Source organism: Enterococcus sp. 2STP, from assembly GCF_032465635.1.
GTDB lineage: Bacteria > Bacillota > Bacilli > Lactobacillales > Enterococcaceae > Enterococcus_B > Enterococcus_B lactis.
The window spans coordinates 61,884-75,965 of the sequence record NZ_JAWDJH010000001.1; the positions used below are offsets into that span (position 1 = coordinate 61,884).

The window sequence follows — 14,082 nt, forward strand, 5'->3', positions numbered from 1 at the left end:
AGATGTAGGAGTGGTTCGATGAAAAAAGTTTTAGTTGCTAACAGGGGTGAAATCGCTGTACGTGTATTTCGTGCTTGTACAGAATTAGGAATTAAAACTGTTGGAATCTATGCAGAAGAAGATGAATATTCCGTACACCGTTTTAAAGCGGATGAAGCATATTTAGTAGGACAAGGGAAAAAACCGATTGATGCGTATCTAGATATTGAAGGGATCATTTCTATCGCGAAAGAATGCGGGGCTGATGCCATTCATCCTGGTTATGGTCTTTTATCGGAAAACTTGAATTTTGCGCAACGGTGCGAGGAAGAGGGCATCACTTTTGTTGGACCCAAACTGCATCATTTAGATATTTTTGGAGATAAAATCAAAGCAAAAGCTGCAGCCATCGAAGCAGGAATTGCTTCGATTCCAGGCACAGATGGTCCAATCGCTTCTGTAGACGATGCATTGGAATTTGCTGAACGATTCGGTTATCCGATTATGATCAAGGCAGCTCTAGGCGGCGGAGGTCGCGGAATGCGTGTGGCTCATGATGAAAAGAGTGCAAGAGAAGGTTACGAACGTGCAAAAAGCGAAGCAAAAGCTGCCTTTGGTAGCGATGAAGTGTATGTTGAAAAATACATCGCCAACCCTAAGCATATCGAAGTACAGATTCTTGGTGACACACATGGAAACGTCATCCATCTTTTCGAAAGAGACTGTTCTGTTCAGCGCCGCCACCAAAAAGTAGTAGAAGTAGCGCCTTGTGTCTCTATGAACGAACAGCAACGTCAAAAAATTTGTCAGGCAGCTGTCCAATTGATGAAACATGTTGGATATGTCAATGCGGGTACGGTAGAATTTCTTGTTGAAGGAGATGATTTTTACTTTATCGAAGTCAATCCTCGCGTCCAAGTGGAACATACGATCACAGAAATGATTACAGATATTGATATCGTGACAACACAACTATTGATTGCCCAAGGGTTAGATTTGCATAAAGAAATCGGATTGCCTCAGCAAGAAGAAATCAAATTGAATGGGTCAGCTATTCAATGCCGAATTACTACGGAAGACCCGTTGAATAACTTTTTACCAGACACAGGAAAAATCGATACGTATCGTTCACCTGGCGGATTTGGCGTACGTCTGGATGTAGGGAATGCTTACGCTGGCTATGTGGTGACGCCGTATTTTGATTCATTGTTAGTAAAAGTATGTACGCATGGCGCTACTTTTGAAACAGCCATTCAGAAAATGGAACGTTGCTTGAAAGAATTCAGGATCCGTGGAGTAAAAACAAATATTCCATTTATGCTAAATGTCATCACACATCCTGAATTCCAATCAGGAAATGCAAAAACAACTTTTATCGATAGTACAGCAACATTATTTGAATTTCCTCGACTACGAGACCGCGGAAATAAAACGATGAAATATATCGGTGAAATTACTGTCAATGGTTTTCCAGGTATCGAAAGTGGCGAAAAACCATTTTATGAAGAACCACGTATGCCTAAAGATCTAATCACAAGAACTGATTATGTAACGGCTAAGAACGTATTAGATGCGAAGGGTGCCGATGCTTTGGTTGAATGGATCAAAGGACAGGAAAATTTATTGTTGACGGATACGACATTTAGAGACGCTCATCAAAGTCTGCTAGCAACTCGTGTTCGGACAAAGGATTTCAAGCAGATTGCACGCTTAACGGGAGAAGGTCTACCTGAACTCTTTTCAAGTGAGATGTGGGGGGGAGCAACATTTGATGTGGCTTACCGCTTTTTGAATGAAGATCCTTGGCAACGATTGAGAAAAATCCGTTCTTTAATGCCTAATACATTGCTGCAAATGCTTTTCAGAGGTTCAAATGCCGTTGGGTATTCTAATTATCCTGACAATGTACTGGTGGAATTTGTCAAAGAAGCAGCAGCACAAGGGATTGATGTTTTCCGAATCTTTGATAGTTTGAACTGGACTCCTCAAATGGAAAAAAGTATCCAAGCAGTACGGGATACTGGTAAAATCGCAGAGGCAGCTATCTGCTATACTGGCGATATCAACGATCCAAGCCGAGCAAAATACAATGTTCAGTATTATAAAGACATGGCAAAAGAACTAGAACAACTGGGTGCGCATATCATTGCAATCAAAGATATGGCTGGGTTGCTTAAACCGCAAGCAGCTTATCGCTTGATTAGTGAATTGAAAGAAACGACGGATCTGCCAATCCATCTGCATACTCATGATACTAGTGGAAACGGGATTATCACTTATTCCGCTGCTTCAAAAGCAGGAGTAGACATCGTTGACGTAGCAATGAGTGCAATGAGTGGGAACACGAGTCAGCCTAGCATGAGTAGCTTGTATTATGCGCTGGTCAATGGCCCACGGCTGCCAGAAATCACAATTGAAAATGCACAGAAATTGAACCATTATTGGGAAGATGTGCGTATGTATTACAAACCATTTGAAAATGGCTTGAATGCTCCTGAAACAGAAGTGTATATGCATGAGATGCCGGGAGGACAGTATTCAAATCTGCAACAGCAGGCAAAAGCTGTCGGACTAGGTCATCGCTGGGATGAAATCAAACAAATGTACCATACTGTCAATTTGATGTTTGGCGATATCGTGAAAGTAACTCCATCATCTAAAGTCGTAGGAGATATGGCACTATTCATGGTCCAAAATGATCTCACAGAACAAGACATCTATGAAAAAGGCGAAACACTAAGTTTCCCTGAATCTGTAGTGACTTTCTTCCAAGGAGAACTAGGACAACCAGTCGGCGGATTTCCTGAAAAACTGCAAAAGATCATTCTTAAGGGCAGACCCGTGTTGAGTGAACGTCCAGGACTGTTGGCGAAATCAGTCGATTTCAACGAAGTGAAAAAAGAATTGGCAGAAAAAATCGGCTATGAACCAAAACAAGACGAAGTATTAAGTTATTTGATGTATCCGCAAGTCTTTTTGGACTATCAAAAAGCGTATAATCAATTTGGCGATGTTACATTACTGGATACACCAACATTCTTCCAAGGGATACGTTTAGGTGAAACGATCAATGTACAAATCGAACGTGGAAAAACGCTTATCATTCGTTTAGATGAAATCGGAGAACCCGATATCGAAGGAAATCGCGTACTGTTCTTCAATCTGAATGGGCAAAGACGGGAAATCACTATCAAAGATAATTCAATCATCAGTGCGGTTCAAACTCGATTGAAAGCTGAACCAACAAACCGAGAACAAATCGGAGCAACGATGTCTGGTTCTGTGCTTGATGTATTAGTGAAAAAAGGCGATAACGTCAAAAAAGGCGACACGTTGATGATTACTGAAGCAATGAAAATGGAAACAGCCATCGAAGCACGTTTTGACGGAGAAGTTGCACATGTATATGTATCTTCAGGCGACACGATTTCGTCTGGCGACCTTTTGATTGAAGTGACTGAAAAATAATAAGTGAAAGGTGGGGAAACATGAAAAGACTGGGTTTGTTTTGGCTGATTCTGCTATTAGTTATTGCGGCATTCTATATGGAACCAGTCTTGTTCCCGCCAAAACTTGAAGTGAAGGAAAACTCTGATCAACAAATCTCAAATCAAATGACAACGTGGAAATACCAGGAGCTTAAAGCAACTGGTTTTTCTACTTATATTGGAAAACCGATCGAACAGCTAGAAAAAGATTTTGGACAATCCTATGATCGATTAACTAGTGGGTTTGGTTTTGAAACAAGATATTATGAAAACAAAGCCAGTCATCTCACGTTTGAAGTAAATGTCCAAGATAGCATGGTCACAACTGTTAAAGTACTGCAAACAGGACCTGCTGATATCACGCCGTTTTATTTAGGGATGACGATGCAGGACCTAACGAAACTCACGACTATCTATACTAATTTCACTTTTGAGTATCACGACACAGAAGTTGGAATCGAACTGATGGAAGAGGATATGAATTATCGTCCACTGATTGCTTTTGATAACGACACTTTTGCTATTTTGTTTTTTGATCAAACAACAAATGGTCTGTTTTCAGTTGTATATTTAGATAAAGATAGTCTTTTGAAACTTTTACCGTATCAAGTGTTTGGTGAAGGTCTCCCACATTATGAAGCAGATAAATCGGCTGACTGGGAATCGATCAATCGCGGTAAAGAACGAAAAAGTACGACTTTACTAAACATGCTTAGAAGAGAAGACGAACTTCCTATATACAACCAACCACTTGCCTTTCAAAGCCAAAGTCGGCTGCTGCTACATGATTTCTTGACAAAGCCTGAAGAAATCTTGTCAGACGAACGTATGGCTGATTGGCAAAAATCGCTAGGCAGCGGGCAAACGACAATGAAATTCTCCTTGACGAATGATGAATTGGAGAAGTTAATCAGTAAACAGAAATTAGAAAATACTAGTGGACTGTTTATTCATCCAGCAATCGACGCTACTTTTTCGTTTTTATATTGGTACAGCGATCCATATAATCATGACCGCTTTATGGATCCGGGAACGGATTCATTAGGCATTGCTTTTTCTAAAGAAAATATGTTAGTCTTATTGCAAGAAGAAAACGGAGAAAGTAGTGATAGCAGTGATCGTTAACGAAGAGCTGTTTCAACTGGAGGATCAATGCCTCCGAGTCGCTGAAATGATAAAAAAGAGTAAAACGATGACTTCTTATTTCAAACATAAACAGTCAATGAAAGAATCTGCAGAAGTCTGCCAATTAAAAGAGGCGTTCCTGTCGAAGAAAAAGGCGTTTGAAAATGTAGCGGCATATGGCGAATATGCACCTGATTATCGTGAAAAAAAACGTGCTCTTCGAAAAGCAAAAAGACAGCTTGACCTGAATGAGCATGTCGCAGCTTTTAGGTATAGTGAAACACAGTTACAAAGTCTGTTGGATCAAATTGTCCAAGCACTTGCCGAAGAAGTTTCTAATGAGATCAAGGTAGATGCAGGTAGTCCGTTCTTTGAAACGAAAAAACACTTTGGATGCGGAGGGAATTGTCATGCAAGTTGACAATAGTGAATTTGAAATAATAAAACGACGCGGGCTGATCGTATGGGTCTACAGCTTAAAACAATTAAAGAATCTAAAAAAGTTCGGCTTGTTGCATTATGTCTCAAGAAGAATGAAATATGTCGTCCTTTACTTGAATGAAGAGACATTTGAAGAGACAGAAGAACGAATCCGTAAATTACATTTTGTTCGAAACGTAGAACGTTCTTACCGACCAGATATCGAAATGAATTTTGCTGATAAAATAGGTAATAAAACGGTATTAAAAGAAGAAGGTTTCGAAATCGAAGAGCTGAATACAGAAATCAGATTAGCTGAACATCTTTAAAAATCTCTTATGAGCAGTTTTTTAATAAAAAAATAACTTGGACAACTATCAAAAATTGATCATTGTCCAAGTATTTTTTGGTCTTTTTTTTGGTATACTAGTACCAGTACCATTTCTAAGGAGTGAGTAGATGCGGATAATATCAGGAAATTATGGCGGACGCCGCTTAAAAAGTTTAGCAGGGGCGAACACCAGACCAACTACAGATAAAGTAAAAGAATCCATATTCAATATGATTGGACCCTATTTTGATGGAGAGACAGTATTGGATCTGTTTGCAGGAAGCGGCGGTCTAGCTATCGAAGCCGTATCCAGAGGCTGCAGTCATGCAGTATGCGTAGACAAAAATTACCAAGCGCTAAAAATCATCAAAGAAAATATCGAGATTACGAAAGAACCAGAGAAGTTTACCACAATAAAACTTGATGCGGACAAAGCAATCGAACGGCTAGCAGCAGAGAAACAACAATTCGATTACTTGTTTCTTGATCCGCCGTATGCAAAACAAAAAATCATTGATCAAATCCATAAAATGGAAGAACTGGGACTTTTTTCTAAAACCGCAGTTATCGTATGCGAAACGGATAAAACAGTCGAATTGCCAGAATCTGTGGCTGGATTTCATCAAATAAGAAAACAGATTTATGGCATAACAGCTGTGACTATCTATAGAAAAGAGGGAAATCGATGAAACGTGCATTATTCCCAGGAAGTTTTGATCCTTTTACAAAAGGACACTTAGATACAGTGGAGCGTGCGGCTAAATTATTCGATGAGGTGGTAATTGGTGTTTTTATCAATACTTCAAAGAAAAGTTTGTTTCCTCCAGAAGAAAGAATGACATTGATCGCAAAAGCTGTGGCACATCTTCCTAATGTAAAAGTCATGCATCAGGAAAATCAATTGACAGTGGAAACGGCAAAAGAAATCGGCGCGGATGCCTTGGTCAGAGGAATACGGAGTATCAAAGACTTCGAATATGAACGAGAAATCGCTCAGATGAACCATCATCTAAACGAGGAATTGGAAACGGTGTTCTTATTGGCAAAACCAGAATATAGCCATGTCAGTTCCAGTATTTTAAAAGAAGTACTGCACTTTGGTGGAGACGTGAGCAGTTATTTACCGCCAGTTATCAACGAAGCTTTAGCTGGAAAGCGTGAATCAAATGAAAGCTAAACAATGGTTGAAAACAGTACTGATTATCATATTTGGAATGTTGATCATCGGATTTGTAGTAGTTCCTCTGCCATATTATGTGGAATCACCAGGAGCAACGATTGATCTGAAAGAATTAATTACAGTCAATGACAAAGAAGACAAAGGTTCTGGCTCTTTCTCTCTTACATCCGTCGGTATCAGGCAAGCTACCGGATTTTTGGCGCTAAAGGCTAAACTAGCCCCCTTTGAAGAATTAATCAGTAAAGAAGAATTGACTGGTGGGGCAACAAATGAAGAATATAATCAAATGCAACAGTATTATATGGATTCTTCCCAAAACGCAGCAATCGAACAAGCGTTGAAACTTGCAGGCAAGCCTTATAAAATGGAATTCAAAGGCGTATATGTCATGAGCGTAGAGAAAACATCGAACTTCTTTGGCAAGCTTTCAGTAGGAGATACAGTAACAAAAGTAGACGGCAAAAGCTTTCAAAGTACAGAAGCATTTATGGATTATGTAAAAAGCCAAAAAGTTGGACAAACAATCGAAATCAGTTATTTGCATAATGGTGAAGAAAAAACAGCTTCTGGTGATCTGATTGAGTTGCCAACAGATAAAAAGGCAGGAATAGGCATCACACTTACTGATCATACAGAGATCGAATCAGATACAGACGTCCGCATTAATTCTGGCTCTATTGGTGGGCCGTCAGCAGGATTGATGTTCACTTTAGAGATCTATGAACAAGTTACTGGTAAAAATTTGCGACACGGTAAGCAAATTGCCGGAACTGGAACGATCAACAGCGAAGGAGAAGTCGGCCGAATCGGAGGAATCGATAAAAAAGTAGCAAGCGCGGATAAAGCCGGCGTAGAGATTTTCTTTGCACCAGATGATACGATCTCAGACGATGTTAAGAAAGAATATCCTGAAATAAAAACCAACTACGAAGAAGCAAAAGCCGCCGCCAAAAAATTGAATTCCTCCATGAAAATCGTACCAGTAAAAACAGTACAAGATGCGCTTGACTATCTAGAGAAAATGAAATGAAGCAACTAAAAAAAAGTGAAAAAGCTGCTCTGTATCAAGTAATAAGAATAGCTACGCAAAAACAGCTTCTCCTCTTTTGTTTGGATTTATTTACCGCAGATGCAAGCTTTTGAGCTAATTGAATACTATTTATTTTGAATAAGGGATTGTGACATATTTTCTGTCACAATCCTTTTTTTCGTCAAAATATCTTTCTGCTAAAAAAAAAAGAAAAAATTGACGTAATTAGATGTTGAAGGGACGATTTTGCCAGAGCACACTGTTTCTTCGATTTCAAATGAAAGGAGTAATGAATGATTTTTACTGATCATTCTCTGTAAAAAGGAATAATGATAGAAAAAATCAGCAAGAAAATACTCACCTCCCCTAAGTTAATCGTTTGTATGTCTACGGTAGTTCTTATTTTTTGTATAGCCAGTGGTTTTTTATTGTCAAATCTGTTATTTCATAGAGAACCAGAAGAAATCGCTGCAAAAGAAATGCTTTCTCCATTTAGTTCCAGTGAAGAAAATCAATTGCCTGAAGGAAATACTGTAGAAGAGGATGCTCGTCCAAAGGTTATGTACACCGATATCAAAGGAAGTGTGAAGGAGCCTGGTATCTATTCGTTTTCTTCAGAAGAACGGGTCTATGATGTACTAAAGCGCGCAGGAGGATTATTAGAAGAAGCGGATAGCGATCGAATCAACTTTTCTGCGAAAATAGAAGATCAGCAAGTCCTATATATCCCTGCTGTAGGTGAAGAGCTGCCAGAACATCTTGATCAGTTGGCATCCTCAGAAGGAAAACAATCTACAGCAGATTCCGAGCCTTCAAAAATAAATATCAATACAGCCAGTCCCTCAGAACTCCAGCAGATTCCTGGGATCGGATCAGTCAAGGCGCAAGAAATCATTCGATTTAGAGAAGAAAACGGATCCTTCCAGAAAGTGGAAGACTTGCAGGAGATCTCTGGTATCGGTGAAAAGACAGTTGAAAAACTAAAAAACTTCGTTACAATTAAATAGAATGATTCAGAATCAACTGAAAAGAGCAATAAATGGAGGCTAATGGATGACGGACTTCATTTCGGCAGTGAAGGATATGCTCTTTTGTCAGACATGATGATTCGATATATTTAAAGAATATTTTGTTTAAGCAATGGAGTGCTTTTTTGACCAACTTGAAAAAACGGAGGAATGTAAACCATGTTAGAAAAATCTTCAAAACCATGCGATACGAACAAAGAAAAAATTACTGATAAGACTCAAAACAAACGCATTCCCTGGGACCAGTACTTTATGGCTCAGGCAGTATTGTTATCTTTACGCAGCACGTGTACACGTTTAGAAGTAGGAGCGACACTTGTTAGGGAAAAACGGATCATTGCTGGCGGCTATAATGGAGCAGTCAGTGGAGATGTCCACTGCATAGATGAAGGCTGCTATGTTGTGGATGGACACTGTTTGCGAACGATTCATGCAGAGATGAATGCGCTGCTACAGTGCGCGAAACTCGGTATCCCAACGGAAGGTTCGGAAATCTATGTCACACATTTTCCATGTTTAGCTTGTACAAAAGCTTTGCTGCAAGCTGGTGTCAAAGGGATCAATTATCTCCATGACTATCGAAATGATCCGTATGCTCAAGCGTTGATTGAACAATTAGGCGTATCTGTACACCAAGTTGCTTTAGACTCGCAGCATTTTTTAAAACTTCAAAATGAATTAACAGGAAAACATGTTTAGCGTTTTAGAAAGGCATGTTCGAAATCGGTTGATTTTTCCGGCAATTACGTCGATGATTATTTGTTTGTTGTATGATACGGACAATTGGATTTATCGTTTGTTTCTTGCCGGAATTTTTTTGTGGTTTTCGCTAAAAGAAGGACGTTTTATCGCGTACTTCTGTATTGTGGGTAGCATAATGGTATCCGTTTCTTATAAGCTACAAGAATATTCATTTTTAGAGGAAAAAGAAACAGCTGCGCAAGTGACTTTATCTACAGATACGATTCGTGCAAATGGCAGTTTTTTGACAATGGAAGGAAGGTTGTCAGAGAGTAAACAGAAGATACAGCTTTCTTATCAAGCAAACACCGAAGAGGAATTGAAAACTTGGCTTGGGTTCCGAGGGAAGGGGATAGAATTGACAGCTGAAGGCGAGTTTATTTCTCCCGAAAAAAAGCGAAATCCTTATACTTTTGACCAAGAAGCTTACTTCAGGAACCATAGAATCTCTGGTCGATTCCAAATTCAAAGGGTCGAAAAAATCAACATACAAAATCATTGGCGAAATTGGCTCCAGAGAAAAAGAGGCGCTGTTATTTCTTTTGTCCAATCTGAATTTCCGCAAAAAACAAGTGTATATATCAATTCTTTATTATGGGGTTATAAAGATTCAGGATTCAGAGAATCAGAAGAAATTTTTAGAGAGAGTGGTTTGCTGCATCTATTCAGCCTATCGGGATTACACATCCAATTTTATTTAGGGTGGCTGTATTATTTGTTTCGACGTATCGGATGGCCACTGCACGTCAGCATCATTCCGTTGAGTCTGCTAACTATCTGTTATGTTTCTCTTGCAGGCAGTTCTATTTCTGTCTTGCGTGCTAGTCTGTTGTTTTTATTGCGATTGCTAGTCAAATTATTGAATAAACGTTACTCCTCTATGGACTTATTTGCAGTTGTCTTTTGGCTTCTTTTGCTATTTGATCCTCGATTTCTTTTTCATGCGGGCGGGCAGCTTAGTTTTTTCATGAGTTTTTTGTTTATCCTGATTTCTTTTGATGGAGATTGGATGAAAAAAACGGCTTCTCATGTCCTATTTACCATGATCACGATGCCATTGATTGTATGGCATTTTTATGAGTGGCCTCTTTTAGGCAGTCTTTTTACATTACTGGTTGCGCCGGTATTCAAGTTTCTTTTTCTTCCTAGTGTGTTCTTTCTGACACTTTTCAATCGCTGGTTGCCGAGAACCTTACTTTTGCTGATAGAAGAGGGACTGATCTTGTTTGAACGAATGATCGATTCGTTTTCAGGATCGACTCTTGTTATAGGGCGTCTACCTCTTGTGCTATCAGGGGTATATATTTTCGGATTGCTGATTTGTATGGATAGATTGAACGAGCAGTCGATGAAACTCTTGTTTTATGTGGGTTTGTTTTCTTTGATGCTATTGACTTTGCCATTTTTACGTTTTTCTTCAACGATCGCTTTTATCGATGTTGGTCAAGGAGACAGTATCTTTTTGCAAAGTCCTTTTCGAAAAGAAACGATTTTGATTGATACGGGGGGGAAGTTACACTTTGAAAGGGAAAAGTGGGCGCAAGGTATTGCACGACCTCCTGCTGAAAGGAATATCGTTCCATACCTAAAAGGACAGGGAATAAGTGTGATCGATAAACTCATCTTGACACACGACGATACGGATCATGTGGGAGAATTGTCCACATTATCTCAGCATTTCACCATCAAAAAAATTTATATTGGCTGGGGTGCTGGACGAAATGAGCCGTTGCGAAGGCATTTAACAGAAGCTCAAAAAAATGGCACTAAAATCATTGAAGTCAAACATGGCGACAGGATCAAAGGCTATTATGATCTTTATGTATTGACACCTTTTGAAAAAGGTGAAGGAAGAAATGAAGATTCAATTGGTTTATGGACGGAATATAACAATAGCCGTTTTTTGTTTTTAGGCGATTTGAATCAAGCGATGGAAGAACAGTTGCTTTTTATTTATCCTAATTTGAAAGCCGACGTAGTCAAATTAGGTCACCACGGTAGCCGCACATCAAGTAATACGGATTTTCTTTCCCGTATTGAAGCGAAACATGGAATTATATCCTGCGGAGTAAATAATCGTTATGGTCACCCTCACAGCGAAGTATTGGAGGCACTAGAAGAAAATCAGATAAGAACATGGCGAACCGATCAACAAGGAATGATCTCCTATCGCTGGCATCCAGTTTTTCATCCTCACGGCCTAGTGGAAACAATGATAGACTAGTAATTCTCATCTTCTCATGGTAGGATAATTTTGAAAGTGGTGAGTAATTTGAGTATACAAGCAGAGTTACAAAAAATACGTAAAGAAAAACTTGCATCTTGTTACTTGATCTTAGGAACAGAAAAGTTTCTCCAAGATCAAGTTCGGGCAGAAATAGTTAAAAAAATCAAATTAGAGGGCGAAGATGATTTAAATTTTTTAAGTTTTGACATGGAAAATGCAAGTTTAGAGGAGGTAGTGGCTGAAGCAGAGACATTGCCGTTTTTCGGAGATCAACGATTAGTATTTGTGGAGAACCCATATTTTTTAACAGGTGAGAAAGTAAACAACGGGATCGAACAAAATACTGATTTACTGACAGCTTATTTGAAAGAACCACTAGAATCGACTGTATTAGTATTTTTTGCGCCATATGAAAAGTTGGATGAACGGAAAAAAGTAACGAAACAATTGAAAAAAACAGCAACCATCATCAACGTCCAACAGCTGAATGAAAAAGAAGTACGTCAATATCTGATGAATACCTTAGAGAACTCTTCCATCAAAATGGAACGAAACGCCATTGATTTATTCTTGCGGTTGACCGACTTAGATTTATCCAAAATGATGAGAGAGTTACAGAAATTAATTCTTTATGGACAAAATCAACAGCAAATCACTGTTCGAGAAGTAGAACAATTAGTTCCTAAAACATTGGAACATAATATTTTTGACATGACCCAATATATTTTAAAAGGGAAGACAGAACAAGCCTTGCGTTTATATGAAGATTTAGTCATGCAAGGGGAGGAAACAATCAAAATCAATGCGATTTTACTTTCTCAATTACGTTTGTTTTTACAGACAAAATTTCTTGTAAAGATTGGCTATCAGCAGGCCAATATTGCAGAAACATTAAAAGTCCATCCCTACCGTGTAAAACTTGCCATGCAAGAAGTAAGGAAATTCGATGAACAGTTGCTGGTACAATTATTTGATCAATTAGTCGAAATGGATTATCAAATCAAAACGGGGCAAATCGAAAAAGAATTAAGTTTTCAACTTTTCGTTTTGCGCACAGGGCAGTTGTTGAGAAATCGATAGGAAGACAGAAGAAGCCAAAAGCATGCAAGAATACCGGTTGCTTTTGGCTTTTTTTGCCAAATAAAAAAACCGGCCGAAGCCGATTCTTTTACTTAGCGATTTTTTTGCTTAAACGAGATTTGTCGCGGTTAGCTTTGTTTTTGTGGATTAGACCTTTTGATTCAGCCATATCAATAGCTTTAACAGCTTCTTTATATAACGCATCTACGTTGTCAGCACCTGAAGCTACAGCATCTTCAAATTTTTTGATTGCAGTACGCATAGCGCTTGTTTGAGATGAATTTTTCACATTAGCGTTTTCGCTTGTACGAACACGTTTGATTGCAGATTCAATGTTTGGCATTAGTTTCACCTCCGATAACTTAAGTTCTTACGCGTGTGACCGCATAATTCAACATTCATTATTATACCTAAAGGCAGCGCGCTTTGCAATATGAACATGACAAGTTTTTTTCCTTAACAGTCTTTTATTTAAACTTTTTTATCAGTAAAAACAGATAAATCAAGCTGAAAAAATCAAAAAGACGCTATTGTGGGAGGCAATAGCGTCAAACCAAACTAGATTTTTATTTATCTATTTAAACAAAGATTGAATGGGAATGTTTGGTACTAAGTCATTATATAACAAAGAGAACCGTTTGCAAAGTTTTTTTTGAAAAGGGATACGATTCCCTGTTGTTCTTTGTTTTTCTATTAAGAAACTGCAGTTATTTTATAACCAGTCACCTTTGATCGGTAAAGGTTATTCTGGTGTACCGATTATTTTAATGTATTCATCAATATTTTTTATCAACATTTTTTTAATGACTAACTGATTCCGACGGTTCCATTTGCCACTTACTACCAGTACATATTTATTTAGTGGCAAACGTAAGATGTACTTTGCCAAATAGCGATCTTTAAGCAGGCCATTGATCACACGGTCCTCAAGCTGCAAGTTGATTCCAGTCAGCATCATTGGCTGTTCTTGTAAAACATACGTATCAATTAAAAGACCTTCAAAAGTTTCCACAAGCGTCTTCCTTTCTTTCCAAAGTAACCTGAGAACAGGTACTGTTTCTTCCATTTTGATATTCGTTAAAGTGGATGCAATCATACCTTCTTTTGTCCACTGTAATCTAGTATAACAAAAAAGAGGAGAAGAGCCAAAAAGAAAAAAGTGCATCGATTTCAATAGGAAGTCTCATTCGCTCGGTCATTGTTTAAAAAAAGCTCCTGCATCGCAGGAGCATCCCCTATATCATTCTAATAGGTCAATCAAAAAGCAGTATCTAACACATTTTGTATCAAATCAGGAAATAAAAGATAAGCTAAGCCCAGAATCAAAAGTACCGCTAAAAGAAACCAGCCAATTGTTCCTATGAAATACTTCAATTTTTCGAACATTGTATCACCTCGTTGTCAGTATATCACGGATCAGTAAATTGGGGGTGTTAAGAATCTCCTAAAAATA

The 14,082-nt window shown here is 38.5% G+C and carries 14 protein-coding genes; 11 read left to right on the top strand and 3 right to left on the bottom strand.

Annotated elements, in window-relative coordinates:
- Positions 1 to 18 precede the first annotated feature (18 nt).
- From RWU19_RS00285 to holA, 11 genes are all read left to right on the top strand, one after another.
- Positions 19 to 3,447 (top strand): pyruvate carboxylase, encoded by a 3,429-nt coding sequence (locus tag RWU19_RS00285; protein WP_123838095.1) that lies wholly within the window; start codon positions 19 to 21, stop codon positions 3,445 to 3,447.
- Between the two features lie 20 nt (positions 3,448 to 3,467).
- Entirely contained in the window at positions 3,468 to 4,592 is a 1,125-nt protein-coding gene (locus RWU19_RS00290) for a CAP-associated domain-containing protein (RefSeq protein WP_123838094.1), read from the top strand.
- Positions 4,573 to 5,013, top strand: a complete 441-nt coding sequence (locus RWU19_RS00295; RefSeq protein ID WP_002292198.1) for a YlbF family regulator — start codon at positions 4,573 to 4,575, stop codon at positions 5,011 to 5,013. Before RWU19_RS00290 ends, RWU19_RS00295 begins: the two co-directional genes overlap by 20 nt.
- Entirely contained in the window at positions 5,003 to 5,341 is a 339-nt protein-coding gene (locus RWU19_RS00300; protein ID WP_002292197.1) for a YlbG family protein, read from the top strand. Before RWU19_RS00295 ends, RWU19_RS00300 begins: the two co-directional genes overlap by 11 nt.
- Before the next feature lie 130 nt (positions 5,342 to 5,471).
- Positions 5,472 to 6,032: a 16S rRNA (guanine(966)-N(2))-methyltransferase RsmD gene (gene rsmD / locus RWU19_RS00305; RefSeq protein ID WP_002292196.1), complete on the top strand. Its 561-nt coding sequence runs from the start codon at positions 5,472 to 5,474 to the stop codon at positions 6,030 to 6,032.
- A complete protein-coding gene (gene coaD / locus RWU19_RS00310) occupies positions 6,029 to 6,520 on the top strand; it encodes a pantetheine-phosphate adenylyltransferase (protein WP_002292195.1) in 492 nt (163 codons plus the stop codon). Before rsmD ends, coaD begins: the two co-directional genes overlap by 4 nt.
- The gene (locus tag RWU19_RS00315) at positions 6,510 to 7,553 is read left to right on the top strand and encodes a SepM family pheromone-processing serine protease (RefSeq protein WP_002292194.1); all 1,044 of its coding nucleotides are present in this window, start codon (positions 6,510 to 6,512) and stop codon (positions 7,551 to 7,553) included. Before coaD ends, RWU19_RS00315 begins: the two co-directional genes overlap by 11 nt.
- A 329-nt stretch (positions 7,554 to 7,882) precedes the next feature.
- A complete protein-coding gene (locus tag RWU19_RS00320; protein WP_002342658.1) occupies positions 7,883 to 8,560 on the top strand; it encodes a helix-hairpin-helix domain-containing protein in 678 nt (225 codons plus the stop codon).
- A gap of 180 nt (positions 8,561 to 8,740) precedes the next feature.
- Positions 8,741 to 9,280: a ComE operon protein 2 gene (locus tag RWU19_RS00325; RefSeq protein ID WP_123838093.1), complete on the top strand. Its 540-nt coding sequence runs from the start codon at positions 8,741 to 8,743 to the stop codon at positions 9,278 to 9,280.
- Entirely contained in the window at positions 9,273 to 11,546 is a 2,274-nt protein-coding gene (locus tag RWU19_RS00330) for a DNA internalization-related competence protein ComEC/Rec2 (protein ID WP_123838092.1), read from the top strand. The genes RWU19_RS00325 and RWU19_RS00330 overlap by 8 nt, the downstream gene beginning before the upstream one ends.
- A gap of 36 nt (positions 11,547 to 11,582) precedes the next feature.
- Positions 11,583 to 12,629 carry a DNA polymerase III subunit delta gene (gene holA, locus RWU19_RS00335; protein WP_002342656.1) on the top strand — a complete coding sequence of 349 codons (1,047 nt, stop codon included), beginning with the start codon at positions 11,583 to 11,585 and terminating at the stop codon, positions 12,627 to 12,629.
- Positions 12,630 to 12,717: 88 nt separating this feature from the next.
- Here holA and rpsT read toward each other — a convergent pair whose 3' ends face one another.
- From rpsT to RWU19_RS00350, 3 genes are all read right to left on the bottom strand, one after another.
- Complete coding sequence (gene rpsT / locus RWU19_RS00340) at positions 12,718 to 12,972, bottom strand: 30S ribosomal protein S20 (protein WP_002292188.1); 255 nt, start codon at positions 12,970 to 12,972, stop codon at positions 12,718 to 12,720.
- Between the two features lie 399 nt (positions 12,973 to 13,371).
- Positions 13,372 to 13,641, bottom strand: a complete 270-nt coding sequence (locus RWU19_RS00345) for a hypothetical protein (protein ID WP_123838113.1) — start codon at positions 13,639 to 13,641, stop codon at positions 13,372 to 13,374.
- A gap of 245 nt (positions 13,642 to 13,886) precedes the next feature.
- The gene (locus tag RWU19_RS00350) at positions 13,887 to 14,015 is read right to left on the bottom strand and encodes a hypothetical protein (RefSeq protein WP_002292186.1); all 129 of its coding nucleotides are present in this window, start codon (positions 14,013 to 14,015) and stop codon (positions 13,887 to 13,889) included.
- Positions 14,016 to 14,082 lie beyond the last annotated feature (67 nt).